20 protein-coding genes, 1 tRNA gene and 1 pseudogene are annotated in these 23080 nt (G+C 68.2%); 12 read left to right on the top strand and 10 right to left on the bottom strand.

Going from position 1 to position 23080, the window contains the following annotated elements; translation table 11 throughout:
- Positions 1 to 24 precede the first annotated feature (24 nt).
- From C1932_RS17355 to C1932_RS17340, 4 genes are all read right to left on the bottom strand, one after another.
- Positions 25 to 780: a GYF domain-containing protein gene (locus C1932_RS17355; protein WP_108762996.1), complete on the bottom strand. Its 756-nt coding sequence runs from the start codon at positions 778 to 780 to the stop codon at positions 25 to 27.
- Between the two features lie 40 nt (positions 781 to 820).
- Positions 821 to 1294: a DUF494 family protein gene (locus C1932_RS17350; protein ID WP_108750316.1), complete on the bottom strand. Its 474-nt coding sequence runs from the start codon at positions 1292 to 1294 to the stop codon at positions 821 to 823.
- 43 nt (positions 1295 to 1337) lie between these two features.
- Complete coding sequence (gene dprA / locus C1932_RS17345; RefSeq protein WP_234412178.1) at positions 1338 to 2459, bottom strand: DNA-processing protein DprA; 1122 nt, start codon at positions 2457 to 2459, stop codon at positions 1338 to 1340.
- Between the two features lie 89 nt (positions 2460 to 2548).
- Positions 2549 to 3676, bottom strand: a complete 1128-nt coding sequence (locus C1932_RS17340; RefSeq protein ID WP_108762994.1) for a LysM peptidoglycan-binding domain-containing protein — start codon at positions 3674 to 3676, stop codon at positions 2549 to 2551.
- 129 nt (positions 3677 to 3805) lie between these two features.
- On the opposite strand from C1932_RS17340, the gene def reads away from it, so the two are divergent.
- The 5 genes from def (at position 3806) to C1932_RS17315 (ending at position 9841) form a co-directional block, all read left to right on the top strand.
- Positions 3806 to 4318, top strand: coding sequence for a peptide deformylase (def, locus tag C1932_RS17335; protein ID WP_108754282.1), 513 nt, complete (start codon positions 3806 to 3808; stop codon positions 4316 to 4318).
- 121 nt (positions 4319 to 4439) lie between these two features.
- Positions 4440 to 5363 carry a methionyl-tRNA formyltransferase gene (gene fmt, locus C1932_RS17330; protein WP_108762993.1) on the top strand — a complete coding sequence of 308 codons (924 nt, stop codon included), beginning with the start codon at positions 4440 to 4442 and terminating at the stop codon, positions 5361 to 5363.
- A 3-nt stretch (positions 5364 to 5366) separates the two neighbouring features.
- Positions 5367 to 6698, top strand: a complete 1332-nt coding sequence (rsmB, locus tag C1932_RS17325) for a 16S rRNA (cytosine(967)-C(5))-methyltransferase RsmB (protein WP_108762992.1) — start codon at positions 5367 to 5369, stop codon at positions 6696 to 6698.
- A 22-nt stretch (positions 6699 to 6720) separates the two neighbouring features.
- Positions 6721 to 8433: a glycosyltransferase family 39 protein gene (locus tag C1932_RS17320; protein WP_108762991.1), complete on the top strand. Its 1713-nt coding sequence runs from the start codon at positions 6721 to 6723 to the stop codon at positions 8431 to 8433.
- A gap of 232 nt (positions 8434 to 8665) precedes the next feature.
- Positions 8666 to 9841 (top strand): O-antigen ligase family protein, encoded by a 1176-nt coding sequence (locus C1932_RS17315; protein ID WP_108757803.1) that lies wholly within the window; start codon positions 8666 to 8668, stop codon positions 9839 to 9841.
- Positions 9842 to 9862: 21 nt separating this feature from the next.
- On the opposite strand, the gene C1932_RS17310 is transcribed toward C1932_RS17315, so the two are convergent.
- Positions 9863 to 10669, bottom strand: a complete 807-nt coding sequence (locus C1932_RS17310; protein ID WP_108762990.1) for a glycosyltransferase family 2 protein — start codon at positions 10667 to 10669, stop codon at positions 9863 to 9865.
- Here C1932_RS17310 and C1932_RS17305 point away from each other — a divergent pair.
- Positions 10668 to 11726, top strand: coding sequence for a CDP-glycerol glycerophosphotransferase family protein (locus tag C1932_RS17305; protein WP_108762989.1), 1059 nt, complete (start codon positions 10668 to 10670; stop codon positions 11724 to 11726). The genes C1932_RS17310 and C1932_RS17305 overlap by 2 nt on opposite strands.
- 492 nt (positions 11727 to 12218) lie before the next feature.
- Here C1932_RS17305 and C1932_RS17300 read toward each other — a convergent pair whose 3' ends face one another.
- The 4 genes from C1932_RS17300 to C1932_RS17285 form a co-directional block, all read right to left on the bottom strand.
- Positions 12219 to 13760: a PH domain-containing protein gene (locus C1932_RS17300; RefSeq protein ID WP_108762988.1), complete on the bottom strand. Its 1542-nt coding sequence runs from the start codon at positions 13758 to 13760 to the stop codon at positions 12219 to 12221.
- A complete protein-coding gene (locus tag C1932_RS17295) occupies positions 13757 to 14263 on the bottom strand; it encodes a PH domain-containing protein (RefSeq protein WP_108762987.1) in 507 nt (168 codons plus the stop codon). Before C1932_RS17295 ends, C1932_RS17300 begins: the two co-directional genes overlap by 4 nt.
- Positions 14264 to 14339: 76 nt before the next feature.
- The gene (gene ribA, locus C1932_RS17290; protein WP_108762986.1) at positions 14340 to 15473 is read right to left on the bottom strand and encodes a GTP cyclohydrolase II RibA; all 1134 of its coding nucleotides are present in this window, start codon (positions 15471 to 15473) and stop codon (positions 14340 to 14342) included.
- 62 nt (positions 15474 to 15535) lie between these two features.
- Entirely contained in the window at positions 15536 to 16456 is a 921-nt protein-coding gene (locus tag C1932_RS17285) for a lauroyl acyltransferase (RefSeq protein WP_108762985.1), read from the bottom strand.
- Positions 16457 to 16518: 62 nt separating this feature from the next.
- On the opposite strand from C1932_RS17285, the gene dtd reads away from it, so the two are divergent.
- From dtd to C1932_RS17260, 5 genes are all read left to right on the top strand, one after another.
- Positions 16519 to 16959, top strand: a complete 441-nt coding sequence (dtd, locus tag C1932_RS17280; protein ID WP_108757268.1) for a D-aminoacyl-tRNA deacylase — start codon at positions 16519 to 16521, stop codon at positions 16957 to 16959.
- A gap of 90 nt (positions 16960 to 17049) precedes the next feature.
- Complete coding sequence (gene rpoD / locus C1932_RS17275; protein ID WP_108762984.1) at positions 17050 to 18906, top strand: RNA polymerase sigma factor RpoD; 1857 nt, start codon at positions 17050 to 17052, stop codon at positions 18904 to 18906.
- A gap of 245 nt (positions 18907 to 19151) precedes the next feature.
- Positions 19152 to 20558, top strand: a complete 1407-nt coding sequence (yjjJ, locus tag C1932_RS17270; protein ID WP_108762983.1) for a type II toxin-antitoxin system HipA family toxin YjjJ — start codon at positions 19152 to 19154, stop codon at positions 20556 to 20558.
- Positions 20559 to 21081: 523 nt separating this feature from the next.
- A complete protein-coding gene (locus C1932_RS17265; protein ID WP_108763481.1) occupies positions 21082 to 21411 on the top strand; it encodes a hypothetical protein in 330 nt (109 codons plus the stop codon).
- Positions 21412 to 21455: 44 nt separating this feature from the next.
- Positions 21456 to 21531, top strand: a tRNA-Ile gene (locus C1932_RS17260).
- 251 nt (positions 21532 to 21782) lie between these two features.
- Here C1932_RS17260 and C1932_RS19875 read toward each other — a convergent pair.
- Positions 21783 to 21983, bottom strand: a complete 201-nt coding sequence (locus C1932_RS19875) for a hypothetical protein (protein WP_159094561.1) — start codon at positions 21981 to 21983, stop codon at positions 21783 to 21785.
- Positions 21984 to 22120: 137 nt separating this feature from the next.
- On the opposite strand from C1932_RS19875, the pseudogene C1932_RS20070 reads away from it, so the two are divergent.
- A pseudogene (locus tag C1932_RS20070) lies at positions 22121 to 23016 on the top strand (phage portal protein); the annotation flags it as partial.
- Between the last annotated feature and the right edge of the window lie 64 nt (positions 23017 to 23080).

Genomic DNA, 23080 nt, shown 5'->3' with positions numbered 1-23080 from the left:
CTTGGTTGTGGAGGCCTGTGCCGTTCAGCCGCGGCAGGCGACGGGCAGGTACTTGTCGTCGCTTTCGCCGCTGCATTCCCAACGGCCGCTGTCGCGGTCGTATTCCTGCCACAGCAGATCGCCGTCGATGGTCTTGCCCGGCACCGACAACGTGGCTTCAATGCCGCAGTGGCCATTGTTGAAGCGGCCGATATGCACGGCCGACAGGCCCTGCGCGGCGAAATCGCCCGCGCCCGGGAAGCCGGCATCATTGGCGCCGGGGCAGCGGCCCTCGTCGTCGGCGAAGTGCTGCACCTGGTCCTTCAGCGGCTGCAGCGCCGTGATCGCACCGGCCACCTTGGACTTGAGCGTGTAGTCGTTGTAGGCCGGCAGTGCGATCGCGGCCAGGATGGCGCAGATCGGCACCAGGATCAGCAGCAGGCCGCCGCCGATGATGGCGGTGATGGCGCAGCCGGAAAGGCCCTTCTTCGGCGGCGGTGCGGCCATGGCCGGGGCGGCTGCGTAGGGCGTGGCCGGTGGCAGGGTAGGCGGCAGTGGGACTTCGGGCGGTGCCGGCGGTGCCGGCGGCGGCGGCGGTTCGACCGATGCTGGTGCATCCATCGCCGGCACGATCAGGCCCAGCTCATCGACCACGCTGCGCAACGGCTGCCACTGCGGCAAGCCGTCGCGCCACACCAGGGTGTCCAGGTTGATCTGGTTGCTGCGGAACAGCGCGATCAACTGTTCCGCAGGCAACGGGCCTTGCTGGCGATTGCCTTCTGCATGGAACCACTCACTCACGGGGGACGCTCCTGAATGCGCACGGCCCCCAAGTGTACGGTCAGTGCAGCGGTTCTGGCTCGTCCACGAACATCTGGGTTTCCATCCAGGCGTAGGCCGCCTCGGCGCCGGGCTGGTTGAACAGCACCATCAGCACCACCCATTTCAGGTCATCCAGGTCCAGTTCGTCCTGGTCCAGGGCCATGGCACGGTCCAGCACCAGCTCGCGCTGGTCGGCATCGAGGATGCCGTGCTGTTCCAGATAAAGCAGGAAACCGCGACATTCCACGTCCAGTTTGTCCAGCTCGGGGCCGTGGTAGATGCGCACGGGGCCATCGACCCGGGCCTGCGCCACGCTGGGCCGCTGGGCGGCCAACGCGTCGAGCCAGTCGAACGCCTTGTTGATCTCGGTAGGGCTGAAACCGGCCTGTATCAGGCCATTCTGCAGCGAGTCGCGATCACGGATCAGGTCAGCATCTTCGCTGAAATAGTGTTCAAACAGGTACAGCAGTACGTCCAGGATGCTCTCTTTCATTGCCCCTCGGCCTGCGTCGGGCGACGCTGTGGAGGTGAAGAAACTAGGGAGTTCGACAGTAGCGGCCGTGTACGCACACCACGATTCCCGCCAGTTCCATGGCCAGCAGCATGGAGGACACCTCCGGCGCCGTCAATCCACAGCGCGTGATCAATGAATCCATACTGATTGGGTCGTGGTCCAGCGCGCGCCACAAGGTCTGGTAGTTGCGGTCACCGGCCCAGTGCGCCGGCAAGGCTGTCGAGACTGCCTGTTCAGTGGGGGCCGCCAGCCGGCTTTGCAAGTCCGGCAGCTGCTGGCGCAGGGCCGGGGCCAGCAGCTCCAGCACCTCCTCGGGGCGCTCGACCAGGGCGGCGCCGTCGCGGATCAGCCGGTGGCAGCCGGCCGCGCGCGGGTTCAGCACCGAACCGGGCACCGCGCAGACCTCGCGCCCGGCCTCGGCCGCCAGCCGCGCGGTGATCAGCGCCCCGGAGCGTTGCGCCGCCTCGACCACCACCGTGGCCAGCGCCAGCCCGGCCACCAGCCGGTTGCGCGCCGGGAACTGCCCGGGCCGGGCCGGCATGCCGGGGGGGTATTCGCTCAGGACCACGCCTTCGGCGGCAATGCGGGCCTGCAGCCGGGCGTTGCCGGGCGGATAGGCCAGGTCCGGCCCGGTGGCGATCACCGCCACGGTGCAGCCGCCGGCATCCAGCGCCGCGGTGTGGGCGGCCGCGTCGATGCCGGCCGCCAGGCCGCTGCTGACGGCCAGCCCGGCTTCGGCGAAACAGCGGGCGAACCGCGCCGCCAGAGCGCGCCCGCCGGGCGTGGGCGAGCGGCTGCCGACCACCGCCACCGAGGGCCGCCAGGCCAGGCTGGGGTCACCGGCCACGAACAGCGCCAGCGGCGGGTGCGGCAGATCCTGCAGCAACGGCGGCAGGGCCGCGTCGGTGCAGGCCAGCAGTTGGTGGTCGGGCGCCTGCAGCCAGTGCTGGGCGGTGGCCAGCGAACGCGCATCCGGGCCCTGCAGCGCGGCGCACTGGGCGGGCGTGCAGCCGAGGGCGCGCCAGCCGGCAACGCCCAGCGCCAGCGCGGCACGGGCCGTTCCGGCGCTGCGCAGCAACGCGCGGCGCGGCGCCAGCGGCCCTTCGGCCAGCACCAGGGTCAACAACGCGAGGGTTTCATCCATCGGCCGACTATCGGCCACATACAGCGACGGCGCCCTAGGGCGCCGTCGCATGTGCGTGTCAGGGGATGCCGGGCGTGCCCGGCACGCCCTTACTTCGCGTCCGGGTGCAGTGCGCTGTAGCCGACCTTCACCGGCTTCACGCCCTGCATCACCAGCGCATAGCTGACGTTGTCGAAGGTGCGGAACACCATGGCATGGGCGGCGTACTCGTCCGGCAGGGTGACCCGGCCAGCGCCGGTGCTGCGCGAATCGTCCATGCGCGAGGAGTTCGGGTACTTCATGCGGTGGGCCACATGGCTGCCCTGGCGCCACAGCGAGAACACCGTGCCGTTGTCCACGCCCTGTGCCTTGCCGGCGGAAATGGCGACGACATCGCGCGGGCCGCCGGCATCGAACATGTCGGTGACCGCCAGTACGCGCACGTCCACGCCTTCCACGCTGGCCGCCGGCACGTGCGGGAAGAACTGCAGGTCGTACGGCTGCGCTTCCACCGGCACCAGGCGGTCGCCGGCACGCACTTCGCGGCCGTTGGCGTTGTTGTCCAGCACCAGGGTGGAGGCTTCGGTCTTCTCGCCGGCCACCTGGGTGATGGTGCCCAGGCCGACCTGAGCCAGTTCATAGCCCAGCACGCCGCGGCGGTGGTTGGGCGCATTGAAGGCCTTCCACAGGTTGCCGCTGCCCGGGGTCACGTCGCCGTTGGCGGTCAGGTCCTCGGTGGGCTTGGGCTGGGCGTAGCGCACGGTCGGGCGGACCACGGCCCAGCGCTGGCCCGGCTGGGCGTCGGCCAGGCGGACATAGGCGGTCTGGCCGCCGGTGGCGCGCAGGCGGTTGTCTTCCAGGCCAACCACGTAGGGCAGGCCCTTAATGCTGTCCACCACGCTGAGCTGCTTCAGGAACGGCTCGACCTGGGCCAGCGGTACGCCGGTCACGGGCGCTTCCTGGCGCGGGCCGGGCTTGGCCGTCACGCGGTCCAGGTAGGCCAGGCTGAGCACGTCACCCGGATAGATCAGGTGCGGGTTGGCGATCTGCGGATTGGCTTGCCAGATCTCGGGCCAGAGCCAGGGCTTCTGCAGGAATTTGCCTGCAATGTCCCACAGCGTGTCCCCTTTGCGGACCACATAGGTGTCCGGGTGCCCGCCATTCACTTCAACGGCGGTAGCATAGGCAGCCACGGTCAGCATCGCCGCGGCGACGACCGTACGAAAACGAAGCAACATAGGTGCGAAGCCCTGATTCCCCAACAGGTTGGCGCACTATAGTCCAGAAACCGGGGCGCAAGGCAAGCGTTGCAGATAGAATCTGCGACGTATGCCGGCGTTGCCCCGGCCCCCAACCCGGAAACTGCCATGGCACTGCTCCCCATTCTTGAGTTCCCCGACCCGCGCCTGCGCACCAAGGCGGCCCTGATCGAGGCCACCGAGGTCACCACGCCGGCCTTCCAGGAACTGATCGACAACATGTTCCAGACCATGTACGAAGCCCCCGGCATCGGCCTGGCCGCCAGCCAGGTGGACGTGCACAAGCGCTTCATGGTCATCGACGTGAGCGAAGAGAAGAACGAACCGCGGGTATTCATCAACCCGGAAATCGTCGCCAAGGACGGGGGCCAGGTGTACCAGGAAGGCTGCCTGTCGGTGCCGGGCATCTTCGCCGACGTCACCCGTGCCGACAGCATCACCGTGAAGTTCCTGGACCGCCAGGGCCAGCCGCAGGAGCTGACCACCGACGGCCTGCTGGCAGTCTGCGTGCAGCACGAGATGGACCACCTGGACGGCAAGCTGTTCATCGACTATCTGTCGCCGCTGAAGCGCGAGATGGTGCGCAAGAAGCTGGCCAAGCAGCGCAAGCACGTGGCGTGATCGCCACGCCGGGCCGGCCGCTGCGCCGGCCCGCGCCTGCGCACTGCGCGCGGGCCGCACGGCGCCGGATATGGGCGCCGTTCTTTTTTCTGCATGAAATCATCCTGCAAGTGGGGTCGCCATGAGGATTGTCTTTGCCGGTACGCCGGAATTCGCAGTGTCGTCGCTGCGCGCCGCTGCCCGCCACCATGAAGTCGTGGCGGTCTACACCCAGCCGGACCGCCCGGCCGGCCGCGGCCGCGGCCTGGCACCGTCGCCGGTGAAGCTGGAAGCGGTGGCCCGTGGCATTCCGGTGTACCAGCCGGAAACCCTGAAGGATGCAGCGGCCCAGCAGCAGCTGCGCGATCTGCAGCCGGACCTGATGGTGGTGGTGGCCTATGGCCTGATCCTGCCCAAGGCGGTGCTGACCATTCCGACGCACGGCTGCTGGAACGTGCATGCTTCGCTGCTGCCGCGCTGGCGCGGCGCCGCGCCGATCCAGCGCGCGATCCAGGCGGGCGACGCCAGCACCGGCGTGTGCCTGATGAAGATGGAAGCCGGCCTGGATACCGGCCCGGTGCTGCTGCACCAGGAACTGCCGATTGCCGCCACCGATACCGGCGGCCAGCTGCACGACAAGCTGGCCGAACTCGGCGCACAGGTGCTGTCCGACGGTCTGGGCCTGCTGCGTGCCGGCATCAAGCCGGTGGCACGGCCGCAGCCGGAACAGGGCGTGACCTACGCGCACAAGCTGGACAAGGCCGAGGCCAAGCTGGACTGGGCACAGCCGGCCGACGTGCTGGCGCGTACCGTGCGGGCCTTCAACCCGTGGCCGATTGCCGAGGCCACGCTGGCCGGCGAGCGCGTGCGCATCCACGGCGCGGTGGCGCTGGACCTGGCCCATGGCCAGGCCCCGGGCACCGTACTGGCGGCGGGCCGTGAAGGCATCGACATTGCCTGCGGCCAGGGCGCGCTGCGCCTGCGCGTGCTGCAGCGCGAGGGCGGCAAGGCGATCACCGCCGCCGATTACCTCAACGCGCGCCGCGATCTGCGCGCAGGGGTGTAACGGGTGGGCAAGCAGAACGATTTTTCGGTGGCCAAGGCCGCCCCGGGCGCGGCCACCCGCATGCTGGCCGCGCGCGTGCTGGCCCAGGTGTTCACCCGCGGCCGTTCGCTGAAGGCCGAGCTGGCCTGGGCGCTGCCCAAGCTGGCCGACACCCGCGACCGCGCCCTGCTGGAAGCCCTGTGCTTTGCCGTGCTGCGCCGTCGCAGCACCTACGATGCCGCGCTGCAGGGCTGGATGCAGAAGCCGCTGTCGGCACGCGATGCCGACCTGCGCACGCTGCTGATGGTGGGCTTTGCCCAGCTGGACGTGCTGGAACTGCCGGCCCATGCCGCGCTGTCAGCCACGGTGGACGCCGCGCGCGCACTGGGCCGCGAGCGCCAGGCCGGGCTGGTCAACGCCATCCTGCGCCGCGCCCAGCGCGAAGGCTTCCCGCAGCAGCCGGCCCGCGACGCGTTCCCGGACTGGCTGGCCCAGGCCATCGAGCGCGACTGGCCGGAACAGGCCGGCGCCATCTTCGATGCCAGCCTGCAGCCGGCGCCGCTGTGGCTGCGCGCCAACCGCCAGCAGGGCGGGCGTGACAAGGCACTGGCCGCGCTGGCCGAGGCCGGCATTGCCGCCGAACCCAGCGCCCTGTGCAGTGATGCCCTGCGCCTGGCCGCGCCGGTGCCGGTGAACCAGCTGCCGGGGTTTGGCGACGGTGCGCTGTCGGTGCAGGACCTGTCGGCGCAATGCGCCGCCGACGCACTGGCGCCGCCGCCGGGGGCACGGGTGCTCGACGCCTGCGCGGCGCCGGGTGGCAAGTCCGCCCACCTGCTGGAACGCGACCCCAGCCTGCGCCTGCTGGCGCTGGACATCGATGCTCGGCGCCTGGCGCGCGCGCGCGACACCTACGCCCGCACCGGGGTAGGCGAGGGCGCGCAGACCCAGGTGGCCGACGCCAGCGATACCGCCGCCTGGTGGGATGGCACGCTGTTCGACGCCATCCTGCTGGATGCCCCGTGCTCGGCCACCGGTGTGATCCGCCGCCAGCCGGACGTGATGTTCCACCGCCGGGCCGAGGACATCGAGGCGCTGGTGGGGGTGCAGGCGCGCCTGCTGGAAGCCTGCTGGTCGATGCTGCGCCCCGGCGGGGTGCTGCTGTACGCCACCTGCTCGATCCTGCGGGCCGAGAACGTGGACCAGGTGCGGGCCTTCCTGAAGTGGCATCCGGACGCGCAGGCCGCGCCGCTGGGTGACGCTTTCGGGCTGGATTGTGAGGGCATCGCCCGCCAGCGCCTGCCCGGCAGCGATGATGCTGACGGATTTTTCTACGCGCGTCTGCTAAAAACAGCCTGACCTTTTCAACCGCCGAGTTCCCATGCTGAAAACCCGCGCATCACGCGAGTCGTGGCTGTTCGTAGTGATGGCCCTGCTGGTGCTGGGCGCCGGCCTGGGCCTGCGCGACCCATGGCCCTCGGACGAACCGCGCTTTGCCCTGGTGGCCAAGCAGATGGTGGAAAGCGGCGACTGGTTGTTCCCGCACCGGGGCCTGGAGCTGTATTCGGACAAACCGCCCATGCTGATGTGGTGGCAGGCCACCCTGTACAGCGTGTTCGGCAACTGGCGGGTGGCGTTCCTGCTGCCCTCGCTGATCGCCGCGCTGGGCACGCTGTGGTGCGTGGTCGACCTGGGCCGCCGGCTGTGGACCCGGCGCGTGGGCCTGTACGCCGGCTGGGCGCTGCTGTTCGCACTGCAGTTCACCTTCCAGTCGAAGAAAGCGCAGATCGACCCGCTGGTGGTGCTGTTCATCACCCTGGCCAACTACGGCCTGCTGCGCCACCTGCTGCTGGGCCCGGCCTGGCGCTGGTGGTGGCTGGGCTGGTTCTTCGCCGGTATCGGGGTGATCACCAAGGGCGTGGGGGTGATCGCCCTGCTGATGATCGTGCCGGCGGCCATCGCCTCGGCGCTGCATTGGCCGCGGGTGCGCCTGCATGTGCGCGACGTGCGGTTCTGGCTGGCGCCGCTGGCGTTCCTGCTGGCCGTGGCGCTGTGGCTGCTGCCGATGGTGCTGACCGCGCTGGCCACGAAGTCGGGCGAGTACCAGGCGTACATGAACGACATCCTGTTCCGGCAGACGGCCAAGCGTTACGCGCAGTCCTGGGACCATCACCAGCCCTGGTGGTACTTCCTGGGCACCATGCCGTCGATGTGGATCCCGGCGTTCCTGCTGGTGCCGTGGGCGATTCCGGCATGGCGCCGGCGCCTGCAGCGGCGCGATGCGCGGTACCTGCTGCTGCTGGGCTGGTGGGCGTTGATCGTGCTGTTCTTCTCCATTCCCAACGGCAAGCGCGATGTCTACATCCTGCCGTCGCTGCCGATGTTCTGCCTGGCCCTGGCGCCGCTGCTGCCCGGCCTGCTGCGCCGGCGCGATGTGCAGTGGCTGCTGGGCGCCTTCACCCTGCTGCTGGCGGTGGTCACCCTGGGTGGTGGCCTGGCCGCGCTGAAGGGCGAGCCCAGCTTCGAAGTGCGGCTGCAACAGGCGCGCGGCATGGCGCCGGGGGTGATGAACCAATTGGCCTGGGCCGCTCTGGCCATGGGTGGCTGGGCCGTGGCCAGCCTGCTGCTGTTCGGTCGCCGCCGCTGGCACATGGCGCTGGTCTCCACGCTCACCGTGATCTGGGTGCTGTACAGCCTGGTGGGCTACCCGCTGTTGAACGATTCCAGTTCGGCGCGGGGGCTGATGCAGGCCGCCGGCCAGCGCATCGGCCCGAAGGCCGAGCTGGGCCTGGTGGCGTGGAAGGAACAGAACCTGCTGATGGCCGACCGCCCGGCGGCGACGTTCGGCTTCAAGGTGCACTGGGATGAACAGCTGGTGGCCGGCGTGCGCTGGCAGCAGTTGGCGCCGGAACGACGCTGGCTGCTGGTGCTGGAAGATGCCCTGCTGCCCTGCATCGACCGCAGCCAGGCCGAATTGGCCGGTATCGCCAACCGCCGGCGTTGGTGGTTGGTGCCGGCCACGGCAGTGCAGGGGCGATGCGTGTCCAATGCCGCCGAGCGCGAACGTGAACGGCAGATGCAGGATGATGAGTAGGCGTTCGCAGTCTGGTGTGTCCAGACTGCCCAGCAGGCTGGAAACACAGTAAAAGATACGGGCGGGGGTGGCCTGGCCACGCCTCTTGAACTTCCGCAGGAATGCAGTGATCGCTCTGAACGTGGCAGCTTCACCAGACAACCAAGACGCGCGGGCCAGCACCGTGCTGGCGGCCCCCGCCGGGGGGCGCCACGGCGTGGCCCATTGGCTGGCCCAGGTTGGCCTGTTCTGCATGCCGGCGCTGGTGCTCACCCTGCCCAGCAACCTGCTGGGCTATGGCGTGCTGCTGCTGGTCAGCACCCTGCTGGCCCCGGAACTGCTGTGGCGGGCCCGGCGCATCGAACCGACCACCCTGAAAGTGCTGACCGTGCTGATGCTGGCGGTGGTGGCGCTGGGCGTGTTTTCGATCCTGCTGTTCCAGCAGGGCCTGCGCGATGTCGACAACCGCTCGCGCTTCCTGGTCATTCCCTGGCTGGTGCTGTGGGTATGCGCACTGCGGCCGGACATGCGCTGGCTGTGGCGTGGCGCCCTGGCTGGGTTGCTGGGCACCTTCGTGCTGGCCCTGGTGCAGGTGCTGCAGGGCGCGCCCCGGGCCGAGCTTTCAACCAATGCCATCGTGCTGGCCGACATCGTGGCCATGCTGATGGTGCTGCTGGTGTTCTGCCGTCCCTCACGGCGCTGGTCGCTGGTGATCGTGGGCATGGCGGCCGGCTGCGGCACCATCGTGCTGACCGGCAGCCGCGGGGTGTTCGCCGCGCTGCTGGCGCTGCTGGTGGTGCTGGCGCTCAGTCTGCGCTGGCGCACGGGCACGGCGCGGTTGTCGGTGCTGGGGGTGATGCTGGCGCTGGGCGCCACGCTGATGCTGTCGGTACCCGAACTGCGCCATCAGCTGCGCCTGACCGAACTGCACAGTGACGTGCAGCGGCTGGAGAAGGGTGACGCCGATTCGTCGGCCGGTGCCCGGGTGGAGCGCCTGCAGGTGGCCTGGGAAACCTTCAAGGACCACCCGTTCACCGGGGTGGGCATCGGCCAGTTCGATACCGCAATGCAGCGCCTGCCGGTCTGTCGCACCGATCCGGGCGAACTGCGCTGCCACCTGGGCCATGCCCATAACGACCTGGCCGAGTGGACCGCGACCCAGGGGCTGCCAGGCCTGTTGCTGCTGCTGGCGGTGTACGGCGTGCCGCTGTGGGTGTTCGTGCGACTGCACCGGCGCAGTGGCCGCGCCACGTTCCGCGGGCCGGCGGCCGCTGGCATCATGATTGTGGTGGCCTATGTGCTGTGCGGCCTGACCCAGTCGATGTTCGCCCACCAGATGACGGCCAGCTTCTACGTGACCATCGTCGGCCTGCTGGCTGGTCTTTCCATGGTGGAAGGCGCGAGGCACCGGGCGGCCATCGGACGGTAGCGCCGGGCCACGCCCGGCGGGTCAATGGGTCGGCGGATCGGCCACGGCCTGGCCGTTGCCCAGCATCCACAGCATGATGGTCTTCTGCCGCACGTAATTGGCGCGCACGTAGGCGTACACCAGGCCATGCCAGCCATCGCGGAAGCCGCCGCGGAACACGAAGCCACGCCAGAACCGCCAGGCCGGCGCCAGCACCAGCTTGCCCAGGGTGGCCCGCTTGCCGCGCGCGAACTCGTGCTCGGCCATCATCCGCGCGTATTTTTCGGTCTTGGCCAACTGCTGCTGCAGGGACCGGTACGGGTAGTGGATCAGGTCGCCACGCAGGGTGCCGACGCTGCCGTCCACGCTGGCCGCTTCGTGGATCTCGCGCTTGCCGCGCCAGCCGCCGTGGCGGCGGTCGAACAGGCGCAGCACCCGGTCCGGGTAGGCATTGCCATGGCGCAGGAATTTCCCGAAATACTCAGACAGGCGGGCGAAGCGGTAGCCGGCGTGGCCGCTGAAGCCACCGCCGCGTGCCGTTTCGATGGCCGTGCGCAGTTCCGGGCTGATGCGCTCGTCGGCGTCCAGGCACAGCACCCAGTCGTGCTGCGCCTGCGCCACGCAGAAGGCCTTCTGGCTGCGGAAGCCGTCGAACGGCCGCTGCAGCACGCGGGCGCCGGCGGACTCGGCAATGGCCACGGTGGCATCGGTCGAATACGAGTCCACCACCACGATCTCATCGCAGAAGGCCAGCGAGGCCAGGCAGTCGCCGATGCGGCCGGCCTCGTTGAACGCGATAATGCACGCCGAGATGCGAGGCCGTTCGATGGGAGCGGTCGTGGAGGACATGATGGCCGGGTACCTGTTGTTTGCGACGGAGCGCTATGCGCTGCCTATTCTCGCCCCGTTGGCGCAGGCGTTGCACGCCTCGGGCCAACAGGTCAGTGCCTGGTTCGAGGGGGGCGCCGCTGGCAGCCAGCTTCCCGGGGTGCCCACGGTGGGCCTGAAGCAGGCCCTGGCGCTGCGCCCGCGCGCGGTGTTCAGCGCGGCCAACTGGGTGCCGACCTTCCTGTCCGGGGCCAAGGTACAGCTGTTCCATGGCTTCAACGTGGAAAAGCGCGACAGTGCGCGCGGCCACTTCCGGGTGCGCGGCATGTTCGATCTGTACTGCACCCAGGGCCCGGCCACCACCGCACCGTTCCGGCAGATTGCCGAACAGCAGGGGCATTTCGCGGTGGCCGAGACCGGCTGGCCGAAGCTGGACCCGCTGTTCCGCGACGATGGCGGTGAAAGCGCGGCGCTGCGCGCGCCGGCGGACGGACGCCCGGTGGTGTTGTTCGGTTCCACCTTCACCGAGCGCCTGAGTGCGGCCCCGCACCTGCATGCGCAGATTGCCGCCGACATCGCCGCCGGGGATCGCTACTGGCTGCTGACCCTGCACCCCAAGTGCCCGCCGGAACTGTTCGAGCAGTACCGCGCGCTGGCCGGCGCCAATGCCTGTTTCATCGAGCCCGAGCAGGTGATGGCCGCCCAGCGTGCCGCCGACGTGCTGGTGTCGGACACTTCGTCGATCGTTTCGGAGTTCATCGTGCAGCACAAGCCGGTGGTGACCTTCCGCAACCGGGTGCCGAAGCCGCACATGATCGACTTCGATGCGCCCGAACTGCTGCCGGCCATGCTGCAGCGCGCGCTGCATCCCGATGCGGCGCTGACGGCGGAAATCGTGCGCTATGCCGATGCCATCCACCCGTACCGCGATGGCCATTCCAGCGAGCGGGTGATCGCCGCCACCGAGGATTTCCTGGCCGGCGAAATGGGTGCTCTGCGGCGCAAGCCGTTCGGCACCTGGCTGCGCGATCTGCAGATCCGCAAGGACCTGGGCTACTGGGGCCCGGCGCAGCGCTGACGGGGTGCGAGCGGCGGCACCTGCCGGAACCCCGCGCCGCTGGGTTGCTAGGCGCCCGCCCGTAGATCCACGCCATGCGTGGATGGTGTGTGTCTGGGGTCAGAGCCCTTTCCTGCGGAAAGGGATCCGACGCCGCCTGGTCGACTGCTCTTCCATCAGCCGAGGAAAACCCCGCGCTGCGCGCGATAGTCGACCAACGGTCGACTCTACCGACGGGGTTGCTAGGCGCCCGCCCGTAGATCCACGCCATGCGTGGATGGTGTGTGTCTGGGGTCAGAGCCCTTTCCTGCGGAAAGGGATCCGACCCCGCCTGGTCGACTGCTCTTCCATCAGCCGAGGAAAACCCCGCGCTGCGCGCGATAGTCGACCAACGGTCGACTCTACCGACGGGGTTGCTACGCGCTCGCCAGTAGATCCACGCCATGCGTGGATGGTGTGTCTGGGGTCAGAGCCCTTTCCTGCGGAAAGGGATCCGACCCCGCTCAGCCCGCGTCACCAGCGCAGCTTGCGCCGGGCCAGGGCGTGGGCCAGTTGTTCCATCAGCTGCTGCGCTTGCGCCTGCGGCAGGTAGTTCAGGGTCAGCGCCACATCGCCGTGTGCGCCGGCCGTATCCAGTTGCAGGCTGGCGGTGCCCAGCAGCTTGTCCAGCGGCGTGCGGCGCAGGCGCAGGGCCTGCACTTTGTCCAGTTCGGCCCAGCGCCACCAGCGCTTCCACCAGCCGCCGCGCACGGCCACGAAGTGGTCGTCCAGATACCAGCCGATGCGCGCCATCTGCCGGTGCGCGGCCAACAGGGCCACCGGCAGCCAGGCCAGCACGGCCAGCCCGAACGTGCCCCAGCGCCAGTACGCCGCGGCTGCCAGCAGCGGCACCAGCAGCAGGCTGCCCAGCGCCAGCCGCCACCAGCCGCGCTGGCGCACCGGCTGCCACTGCGGCGGTGGCCACTGCAGCTGCGGCAACAGGTGCTGCACCAGGCCGTCGCAGGTTGCCGCCGGCGCCAGCGGTGCCAGTTCGCGCAGCGCGCGGTCATCGTCGCGCGAGGGCCCACCGGCAGCGCTGTCGATGCGCAGCTGGCGCAGCCCGAACCAGCGGTGCAGGGTGCTTTCGCGCAGGGTCCAGGCCTGGATGCGGCGCCGCGCCACGCTGCTGCGGGTGCGGCTGAGCAGGCCGGTGGCCACGGTCAGGCGGCGCTCGCGCTCGCTCAGGGTGAAGCCGTGGTAACGCAGCAGGGTCAGCGCCACCGACAGCACGCGCAGCGCCAGCCAGCCCAGCAGCAGCACGCTGGCGGCCAGCAGCAGCGCACCGGTGGTGCCCGGGTGCAGGTGGCTGACGAAGCCGAAGGCCTGGCGGCCACCGCGCTGGATCGCATCGTCCATCACCGGCCGTGGCACGGTCTGGAACAGCAGGCCGAAGGCGGCCACCGCCAGCGCCCAACCGCGGTTGGACAGCAGGCCCATGCGCAGCACGTCCCAGCTGGACAGGCGCAGCAGCACCTGGTCCTGCGCATCGTCCGGCGCGACCGCCTGCGGTTGATCGTCGGCCACGACCTGTGGCGCCTGGCCGCGCTGGCGCACCAGTTGTTCCAGCGCCAGCGCCTGGTCCAGCCGCAGCACGCGCATTTCCGCTTCCGGGCGTACGCCGCCGGCCGATTCCAGGCGCAGTTCGGCCACCCCGAACAGACGGTGCAACGGGTTCTGCCGCACTTCCACGTTGTGGATGCGGGCGAAGGGAATTTCGCGCCGGTTGCGCGCGAGCAGGCCGCTGCGCACGGTGATCGCATCGGCGCCGATCTGGTAGCGGTAGCTGAGGTACTGCAGCACCGACACCAGTACCAGTGCGACGATGGCACCCAGCGGAATCAGCTGCGCCCACATCGGGTCGCGGTCGCCGCGCTGGCCGAACACCAGCAGCGCCACCAACGGCAGGAAGTAATGGCGCAACTGCATCAGCAGCACGAACAGCCACGACCAGGGGTGCAGGCGCTGGTCCTGGCCGCCGGTGGGCAGCGCTGCGGGTAGGGGCGGTGGCTGGCTCACAGGGCGTCGGCGTCCTGGTCCAGCTGGTGGGCCAGGGTGTCGCGCAGCCGTTCGGCGTCGGCCTGGTCCAGGCCGTTCACGGTCACCGCGCTCATGCGGGTGCCGGCGGTGTGCACGATCAGCGTGGCCAGGCCGGCGCGGCGCTCCAGCGGCCCGCGACGCAGATCCAGGTGCTGCACGCGCGACACCGGCACCCGCGTTTCCAGCTGCCACATCAGGTCGCGGCGCAGGCCCAGGCCCTGTGCGTCCAGGCGCCAGCGCGTGCGCCGGGTGCGGCGGTGGCCGATCCACGCGCCGAACAGCACACCGGCCAGCAGGGCCGCGCCGGCACTCCACAAGCCGCCGGGGGCATCGAAGAACCAGCAGGCGGCGGCCAGCGGAGTGCCGGGAATGAACACGCCGCCAAACGCGCCTTCCAGGGCGGCCAACGCGGCCGCGCGTGCGGGCAGCGGCTGCCAGTGGTCCAGGGGCGGCGCAGGGTCGGCAATCGGCAGGTCGGTCACGCAGGCATCCGTCGGGCAGCAGGGCGGGCGGTGGCGGCCACAGCCGCACCGCGCTGACGGTAGCAAATCGGCCGCGTTACTGGGCGGCCTGGATCAACGCATCCACATCCAGCAGGTGGCCGGCGCGGTCGGCCTTGGTGCGCAGGTACTGCTCGTTCTCGGCGGTGATCTCGCCGGTGACCGGAATGCAGTCCAGCACTTCAATGCCGGCATTGCGCAGGCGCTGCGCCTTGGTCGGGTTGTTGCTGAGCAGGGCCACGCGGGTGATGCCCAGGCCGTGCAGCATGGCCACCGCGCTGCCGTAGCGGCGCTCGTCGGCACCGAAGCCCAGCTGCGCGTCGGCATCGATGGTATCCAGGCCGTCGTGCTGGTAGCCGTAGGCGCGCATCTTGGCGGCAATGCCGGTGCCGCGGCCTTCCTGGTCCAGGTACAGCAGCACGCCGCCGCCCAGTTCCTTCAGCTTGCGCAGGCCACGCCGCAGCTGGTCGCCACAGTCGCACTTGAGCGAACCGAACAGATCGCCGGTCAGGCACGAGGAATGCACGCGCACCGGCACCACGGCCGACAGGTCGGGTTCGCCGACGATGATCGCCACCTGGTCGCGCTGGGCCACGCCGCCGCGGAACACGGCGAAGGTGGTCATGCCCACATCGCGCAGCGGCACCGGCGAACGCGCCACCAGTTCGTAATCGTGGGCGGCATGGGCAGCGCCCTCGGCCAGATCGCACAGGGCCACGTCGGCGGCGCCATCGAAGGTGCGGTCGTCGGCGGCCAGGCGCACCGCCACCATGGCCGGCAGCAGCAGGCCCAGGCGGGCCAGTTCCACCGCGCCGGCGTCGAAGGCATCGCCCGCGCTCCAGCCATCGGGCATCGGGCCGGGTTCGCGCAGGTAGCCCAGCGACGGCAGCGCATCGAAGGCGATGCCGGCCAGCGGCAGGCGCGCGCCGTGCGCGGCCTCCACGCCCAGCACGCGGGCGCGGGTGGCGGTCAGGAACAGGTAATGGCGTTGTTGGGCGGCGTTGGCGAAGGCGGCGAAGCTGCTGGCGGTGGCGCTGTCCAGCGCGATTACCGCCAGGCGCTGGCCCTGGCCGTCGTGCAGCAGGACCGGGCGACCGGCACGCAGTTCGGCCACCGCGCGTTCGCAGCGGATCGCGGCAGGGTCGCCGAACAGGGAAGAAGCAGGCATGGCAGGACCGGGGGAGGCGGACATCGCAGTCTCTATGGGGGCGCCGGCGTCGTATTCAACATAGCGCGATCGCCGGCGTCCGGCCGTCAGTGCGGGTGCTTTTCGGTGGCGTAGGGATCGTCTTCACCGCTGCCCGGCGGCCGCAGCGTGTAGCGCTTGTAGGTCCACTGGTACTGCGAAGGGTCGCGCCGGGCAATGCGCTCGATGCCCGCATTGAGGGCGGCCACGGCCACCTGCGGGTCCGGGTCGGCCACGGCCGGGTCGGTGGGTTCGATGTGCAGGGCGAATTCCATGTCAGGACCGATGCGTTCGCACCAGCCGTACAGCACGGTGGCACCGGTGCGCTCGGCCAGCCGGTTGACCAGGGTCATGGTCAGCGCCTGCACGCCGAAGAACGGCACGAACACGCCGTCGCCGGCTTTGGGCTGCTGGTCGGGCAGGATGCCGGTGGCACCGCCGTCTTTCAGTACCTTGAACAGCTGGCGCACCGCCGGGCCTTCGGCGCGCACCTGCTGCACGTTCTGGCCGCCGCGCACCAGCTGCAGGAAGGCGTCGCCGGCTTCGTCTTCCGGTGGCTTGTAGACGATGGCGATCTGCCCGCGCGAGGCCAGCCACTGGTTCAACAGCTCCCAGTTGCCGAAGTGCGGAGCGGCTACGATCACGCCCTTGCCGCTGGCCAGGGCGGCGTCGTACAGGGCCTGGCCGTGGCGTTCCTTCAGGTGCAGGCGCAGGTTGTCGGCCGGGCTCTGGCTCCACAGGCGCAGGGTTTCGATGGCCTGCAGCGCGGTCGAGCGCAGCACCTGGCGATGCAGGGCGGTGCGCGTGGCCGCGTCCAGTTCCGGGTAGGCCAGTTCCAGGTTGCGGCGGGTCACCCGGCTTTCGCGGGCGTCCAGGCGGATCCACGCCCAGGCCAGGGCGTGCGCGAACCCCCGCAGCAGCGGCCAGGGCAGGCGGGCGAACAGGGTGGTGGCGCGGTAGACCAGCCGGGCTTTGCGTTGCGGATTCATCGCCCCCAGTTTAGCCAAGGGCGCTGCTATCGTGGCCGGCCGTGTTCAAAGGAAGCCCCCGCATGCTCGTCCTGATCCAGCGCGTCAGCCAGGCCGCCGTCCATGTGGAGGGCGAAGCGGTGGGGCAGATCGGCCCGGGCCTGCTGGCCCTGGTGGGCATGGAACCGGGCGACACCGAGGCGCAGCTGCAGCGCATGGCCGAACGCCTGCTTGGCTACCGTGTATTCGCAGATGAGGCTGGGCGCATGAACCGTTCGCTGCGCGATACCGGCGGCGGCCTGCTGCTGGTCAGCCAGTTCACCCTGGCCGCGGACACCCGTTCGGGCATGCGGCCCAGCTTCACCAGTGCCGCCCCGCCGGACGAGGCTGAACGCGGGTTCAATCGATTTGTCGATATCTGCCGTGAAAATCATGCCCCGGGGGTGGAAACGGGCCGATTTGGTGCCCATATGGTCGTCAGCCTGGTCAATGACGGTCCCGTGACCTTCCTCCTCAGGCCCTAGGCCGCCGGGACCACCGCCCGGCAGGCCGGGCCCCGGGCTGGTATAATGCTACGTTCCCTATTTCTCCCTAGCCGGTGGCGCGAGCACTACATGGCCAACGAACGTCCTGCCCAATCCGAAATCAAGCAACTGATCAGCAAGGGCCTGGAACAGGGCTACCTGACCTACGCCGAAGTCAATGACCATCTGCCGGACGACATGGTCGACCCGGAACAGATCGAAGACATCATCGGCATGATCAACGGCATGGGCATTGATGTCCATGAAGTTGCGCCGGATGTGGAAACCCTGCTTCTGAACGACGGCAACACGGGCAACCGTGAGGTCGACGACACCGCGGCCGAAGAAGCCGCCGCAGCGTTGAGCGCGCTGGACACCGAAGGTGGCCGCACCACCGACCCGGTGCGCATGTACATGCGCGAAATGGGCACCGTCGAGCTGCTGACCCGCGAAGGCGAAATCGCCATCGCCAAGCGCATCGAGGAAGGCCTTTCGCAGGTGCAGGCCGCGCTGGGCCAGTTCCCGGTGTCGGTCGAATCGCTGTTGAACGATTACGAAGCCCACAAGGAAGGCAAGAAGCGCCTGGCCGAAGTGATCGTCGGCTTCAACGACCTGGCCGACGAAGATCCGGCGCCGCCGGCTGCCGCCGCCGCCGATGACAGCGACGACGCTGACGCCGATGGCGACGAGGACGAGGACGATGATGTCGACGGTGGCGATGAAGAAGCCGCACCGACCGGTCCGGACCCGGAAGAAGTCGCTGCGCGCATGCAGGCGCTGAGCGATGCCTTCAACGCCTTCAAGAAGGCCGCCGGCAAGAACGACAAGAAGAACCTGCCGCGCCTGCGCGAAGAAATGTCGGCCGTGTTCGTCACCCTGAAGCTGCCGCTGCCGCTGACTGACGTGCTGACCAAGCAGCTGCGCGACACCATGGCCAGCATCAAGGGCCACGAGCGCCGCGTGCTGAACCTGGCTACCGTCACTGCACGCATGCCGCGCAAGGACTTCATCCGTTCCTGGGAAGGCAACCAGACCAACCTGGAATGGGTGGAAGACGCACTGAAGCGCAAGCAGAAGTGGTCCTCGGCCCTGCGTGAAGTGAAGGACCAGATCATTGCCGAACAGCAGGCGACGATCGACATCGAGAACCTGACCCAGCTGGACCTGGAAGAGCTGAAGGAAATCAGCCGTGCCATGGCCTACGGCGAAGCCAAGGCGCGCAAGGCCAAGAAGGAAATGGTCGAGGCCAACCTGCGCCTGGTCATCTCCATTGCCAAGAAGTACACCAACCGTGGCCTGCAGTTCCTCGACCTGATCCAGGAAGGCAACATCGGCCTGATGAAGGCCGTGGACAAGTTCGAGTACCGCCGCGGTTACAAGTTCTCGACCTACGCCACCTGGTGGATCCGCCAGGCGATCACCCGCTCGATTGCCGACCAGGCACGCACCATCCGTATTCCGGTGCACATGATCGAGACGATCAACAAGTTGAACCGCATTTCCCGCCAGATGCTCCAGCAGTACGGCCGCGAGGCTACGCCGGAGGAGCTGGCCAAGGAAATGGACATGCCGGAAGACAAGATCCGCAAGGTGATGAAGATCGCCAAGGAGCCGATCTCGATGGAAACCCCGATCGGCGACGACGAGGATTCCCATCTGGGCGACTTCATCGAGGACACCAACGTGGAGTCCCCGATCGAGAACACCACCAACATCAACTTGTCTGAAACCGTGCGCGACGTGCTGGCCGGCCTCACCCCGAGGGAAGCCAAGGTGCTGCGCATGCGCTTCGGCATCGACATGAACACCGACCACACGCTGGAAGAAGTCGGCAAGCAGTTCGACGTGACCCGCGAGCGCATCCGCCAGATCGAAGCGAAGGCCCTGCGCAAGCTGCGCCACCCGAGCCGTTCGGAACAGCTGCGCAGCTTCCTGGATATCGACTGATTTCCTGGTTGCGTTGATGTGTTGAAAAAACCCCGCTTCGGCGGGGTTTTTTTTGGGTAGCGCCGGGCCATGCCCGGCGGTCTCCGTGCAGTATTTGTAATTTTTACGTAACACTATTTCCGCTTCTGTCTGCCCTTGCTCTCATGTAATTCCTTTTAAAACAATAGATTATGAATACTGTTCTGCTTGCGGCGCCTGGCTATTTAAGCTAAATACGTAACACTATTCCGCCAGCATCCCCCGCTATGTCCCGCCCCGCGCTGCTTCAGCCCCAGGACCTGATCGCCCAGCTTCCCCCCGGCCAGCCACTGTCGGCGGCGGTCCTGGCCGAACGCCTGGGCGTGAACCGCATGACCCTGAGCCGTCTGGTAGCCGCCAGTGGTGATCAGGTGGTGCGGCTGGGCCAGACCCGCGCGACCGCCTACGCGCTGCGGCAACCCTCGCGCGTGGGCAGCGAATGGCCGCTGTACCGGCTGCGCGAAGATGCCACGCTGGAAGAGCTGGGCCGGCTGGTCGCGCTCAGTGGTGACACCTTCCACGTGGATGCCAGCCGCACGCGCACGAACCTGCTGCGTGCGCCCGAGGGCGACCTTGCCGGGTTCTTCCCGGGTCTGCCCTGGTACCTGGACGACCTGCGCCCACAGGGCTTCCTGGGCCGCAGCTTCGCCCATGGCCGCGGCCGCGGCCGCGCGCTTGGCCTGCCGACCGACCTCAACCGATGGCAGCGCGATGACGTGCTGACCGCGCTGGTGCAGGGCGGTGGCACCGAAATCGGCGATCTGCTGCTGGGCGGGGACGCCGTGGAGGCGGCTCTGGCTGCCCTGGACGCACCCCCGGACCGAGTGAACGCCACCGACCGCGCGCGCCAGTACCCCGAACGCGCGCGTGCTGCGTTGGCCGGCGAAGACGTGGGCTCATCACCGGGCGGCGAGCAGCCCAAGTTCACCGCCACCGTGGAAAGCGCGGGCGGGCGACGCGCGGTACTGGTGAAGTTTGCCCAGCCCGATGGCGGCGACGCTGCGCAGCGATGGGCCGACCTGCTGGTCTGCGAACACCTGGCCCTGCAGACCCTGCGTGGCGCCGGCATGAACGCCGCCCACAGCGAGCTGCTGCAGACGCCCACGCATACGTTCTTGGAAGTGGAGCGGTTCGACCGCACGGCCGATCTTCTGGGGCGGCGTGGCTTCGTCTCGCTGCTGGCGCTGTCGGCCGCGTTCACCGGCGAAGCCACGCTGGACTGGCCCAGTGCCGGTGCGCAACTGCAGACGATGGGCTGGTTGTCGGCGCGCACCGTGCAGGCCATGGCGCGGCTGCATGCGTTCGGTCGCCTGATCGGCAACAGCGACATGCATCAAGGCAACGTGGGTTTCCACTTCGTGGACCGCGGCACGCTGCCCTTGGCCCCGGCGTACGACATGCTGCCGATGTCGCTGGCGCCATCGCGGCTGGGCGTGCTGCGGCAGGATGCGCCGCTGGAAGCCGTGGCGCCGCGTGGCAGCGGCGAGCTGGAACACCTGCGCTGGGCGGTGCCGCTGGCGGCGGAGTTCTGGGAGCGCGTGGCGGGGGAGGCGCGCGTGGGCTCGGCCGGGCTGCGTGCGTTGGCGGCGACGAATGCCGAGCGGGTGCGGGCCATGGGCGCGCGGTTTGGGTGATCCGGTCTGGTAGCGCCGGGCCATGCCCGGCGGATTGTTCTGGTGTCGCGTTTGCGCCGGTCGCGCGCTGTGCGGCCTAGCCCAGGCCGCCGATAGCGGCGCGTAATGTCGTGTCTGCCTTGAGGATTGTTTGAAGCTGCGCTCGCGGAGCGTGACGCGAGTGGCGCCCGATTCGTCGGATCTCCAGTCCGCTCAATGCATTGGCTACTTAGGGCGCAGGTCGCGTTGCCCGAGCCTGTCGCAATCACCAGTTGAGCCGCATACGCTTCATTTTCCACAGTCCTTCGCAGGTGCTCAACACACCTTCGTAGGCGGATGGCAGGCCGAAACAGCAGGCTGTCCAAGGTCAAATCGCATCACTCGCCATCCCGGTGAGCTGGAAGGTTTCTGGCCGGGTGGCGCGCAGCCATAGAAGACCCCGCAAGGGGGAAAGCTGCGGGCGGCCCTACGACCGTGTTGAAGCGCCCGGTCGCCTCTCTCAACAGGAGGCGGAACAGGTTCGACGAATCGTAGGAGGGTGAAGATGGCCAAGAAGGAAACGCCCGTTGAAGGGGCTGGGCACGGTGCCGATCAGACGGCGTGCGATTTCCCGCCGCTGTTGGACTGGAACGATGTGATGCGGGACGAGCTTGAGGATCGCTGGGGCTTCGCCCGGCGAGCGACGTTCGCGCTGCTGACGCAGTCTGGCGCGGGTTTGGTTGAAGGATTTGCTGGCGAGAACCGGCCGGGGTTGGAAGGGGCGCGAAGCGCCGTGGCCCTGTTCCGTGAGCATCTGCTGCAGATGCAGGTGTACGCAGAGGCTGCTGAAGGTCGGTTGCAGCAGGTGGCGAGGGTGCTAGCGGTTGATGACTGAGTAGCGAGGGAAGGGCGGGCTCCACTACACTGTGGCGCTGCGCAGGGCCTATAGCTCAACGGTTAGAGCAGGGGACTCATAATCCCTTGGTTCCAGGTTCGAATCCTGGTGGGCCCACCATAAAAAACAGGCACTTAGGCTTACTGTTCCTGCAGGCATGAGTTGGCCGTTTTGGACAACTTATGATGATAAAACGACCATAAGACGCCCCTTCCCCGGGATGATCGCGGAGTTCGGACTCATTGATCCGGGATGAGGTCGTCATAAGACTCAAGCCAACTGCTGGTCGGACATGGCCGAAACAGCCTGAGAAGCCGGTGATCGGCCCAACGCAGCAAGATCAAGATGGGGCGTTTAAGGCCCCGCCGTCCCTATGGGACCGCGGATGTCGTCATTGACGCCAACTCGGCGCGGACACGAGCCAATACGGCATCGCGCAACTCCCCAACGAGCCGTCCATCAACGGCCGCTGCATAAAGATCGTCATCCCGGCATGAAATAGGCAGGCCTTCCAGGCGGAGCGAAGCTGTGGCTTCAATCAGTGCCTGCTGGCGCTGAGCTTTGCTGATCATGGGTACCTCCTGCTTGAGGTCCAATTTTACCGCAGACCATCTGATAGCCTTGCGCTGTGATCGTTGTAGGGTGGTTCCGACAGCGCCCTGGGCGGGGGCGTGATAGTAGCTGAACGGCCGAGGTACGGAGACGAGATGAGCAATGGAACGGCCGCTACTACGAACCGCAAGTGGATCTGCATGGCCTCTCACGCGTGACGCGGGCCAACCCCTACTTGCAGACCGGCCTGACGTTCAAGCGCAACATGCTGGCGCGCACGTTCGTGCCAGACAAGCTGCTCAGTCGCGAGGCGTTCGCGCAACTGGCGTTGGACTACATCACCTTCGGCATGGCCTATGTCGAGCGGCGGCGCGCAATGTCCGGGTGTCGATCACAGCCTGGCAGTGCCGCTGGCGCAGTACATGCGCCGTGGCGTAAATCCCGGCGAGTTCTTTCAGGTGCGTGCGGGCAGCGTCGAACATGAGTTCAAGTCCGGCGATGTGTTCCAGTTGCGCGAGGCGTGCCCCGATCAGGAGATCTACGGGTTGCCCGAATGGATGCCAGCGGTGCAGTCGGCGCTGTTGAACGAGTCGGCCACCCTGTTTCGGCGCAAGTATTACAACAACGGATCACACGCCGGGTTCATTCTCTACCTGACCGATAGTCAGGTCGAAACAGGAGATACGGATAAGGCGCGAGGCGCTGCGGCAGTCTCGCGGGCAGGGCAATTTCCGCAACATCTTCGGGTATTCGCCCGGTGGCAAGAAGGACGGTCTACAGCTGATCCCGGTCAGCGAAGTGGCGGCAAGGGATGAGTTCACCGGCATCAAGAGCGTCACCCGCGACGACATGCTGGCATCGCTGCCAACTCCACCGCAGCTGCTGGGCATCGTGCCGCAGAATAGTGGCGGTTTCGGTTCGATCCGCGAGGCCGCAACGGTATGGGCTGCCATGGAGCTGGCGCCGCTGCAGACCCGCATTGCTGCGATCAACGAGTGGCTCGGTAAGGGCGTGATCAGCTTCGAACCCTTCGAACTGGGGGCGACCGCATGATGATTCGATAGCACCCACGCTGCAGCGCGGGCGCTCATTTGCGGGCCAAGGCGCTGGAGTGAAT

The organism is Stenotrophomonas sp. YAU14D1_LEIMI4_1 (genome assembly GCF_003086815.1).
Taxonomy (GTDB): Bacteria; Pseudomonadota; Gammaproteobacteria; order Xanthomonadales; family Xanthomonadaceae; genus Stenotrophomonas.
Note: the sequence above shows the minus strand (reverse complement) of the source record. Positions and strands in the feature narration are given on the sequence as shown.

Coding starts and splice junctions, on each gene's coding strand:
- rpoD (WP_108762984.1), top strand. CDS start 17,050: ATGGCCAACGAACGTCCTGCCCAATCCGAAATCAAGCAACTGATCAGC.
- C1932_RS17320 (WP_108762991.1), top strand. CDS start 6,721: ATGCTGAAAACCCGCGCATCACGCGAGTCGTGGCTGTTCGTAGTGATG.
- dprA (WP_234412178.1), bottom strand. CDS start 2,459: ATGGATGAAACCCTCGCGTTGTTGACCCTGGTGCTGGCCGAAGGGCCG.
- def (WP_108754282.1), top strand. CDS start 3,806: ATGGCACTGCTCCCCATTCTTGAGTTCCCCGACCCGCGCCTGCGCACC.
- C1932_RS17350 (WP_108750316.1), bottom strand. CDS start 1,294: ATGAAAGAGAGCATCCTGGACGTACTGCTGTACCTGTTTGAACACTAT.
- C1932_RS17310 (WP_108762990.1), bottom strand. CDS start 10,669: ATGTCCTCCACGACCGCTCCCATCGAACGGCCTCGCATCTCGGCGTGC.
- ribA (WP_108762986.1), bottom strand. CDS start 15,473: ATGTCCGCCTCCCCCGGTCCTGCCATGCCTGCTTCTTCCCTGTTCGGC.
- C1932_RS17285 (WP_108762985.1), bottom strand. CDS start 16,456: ATGAATCCGCAACGCAAAGCCCGGCTGGTCTACCGCGCCACCACCCTG.
- C1932_RS17340 (WP_108762994.1), bottom strand. CDS start 3,676: ATGTTGCTTCGTTTTCGTACGGTCGTCGCCGCGGCGATGCTGACCGTG.
- C1932_RS17315 (WP_108757803.1), top strand. CDS start 8,666: ATGCCGGCGCTGGTGCTCACCCTGCCCAGCAACCTGCTGGGCTATGGC.
- C1932_RS17305 (WP_108762989.1), top strand. CDS start 10,668: ATGATGGCCGGGTACCTGTTGTTTGCGACGGAGCGCTATGCGCTGCCT.
- C1932_RS19875 (WP_159094561.1), bottom strand. CDS start 21,983: ATGATCAGCAAAGCTCAGCGCCAGCAGGCACTGATTGAAGCCACAGCT.
- C1932_RS17265 (WP_108763481.1), top strand. CDS start 21,082: ATGGCCAAGAAGGAAACGCCCGTTGAAGGGGCTGGGCACGGTGCCGAT.
- dtd (WP_108757268.1), top strand. CDS start 16,519: ATGCTCGTCCTGATCCAGCGCGTCAGCCAGGCCGCCGTCCATGTGGAG.
- yjjJ (WP_108762983.1), top strand. CDS start 19,152: ATGTCCCGCCCCGCGCTGCTTCAGCCCCAGGACCTGATCGCCCAGCTT.
- fmt (WP_108762993.1), top strand. CDS start 4,440: ATGAGGATTGTCTTTGCCGGTACGCCGGAATTCGCAGTGTCGTCGCTG.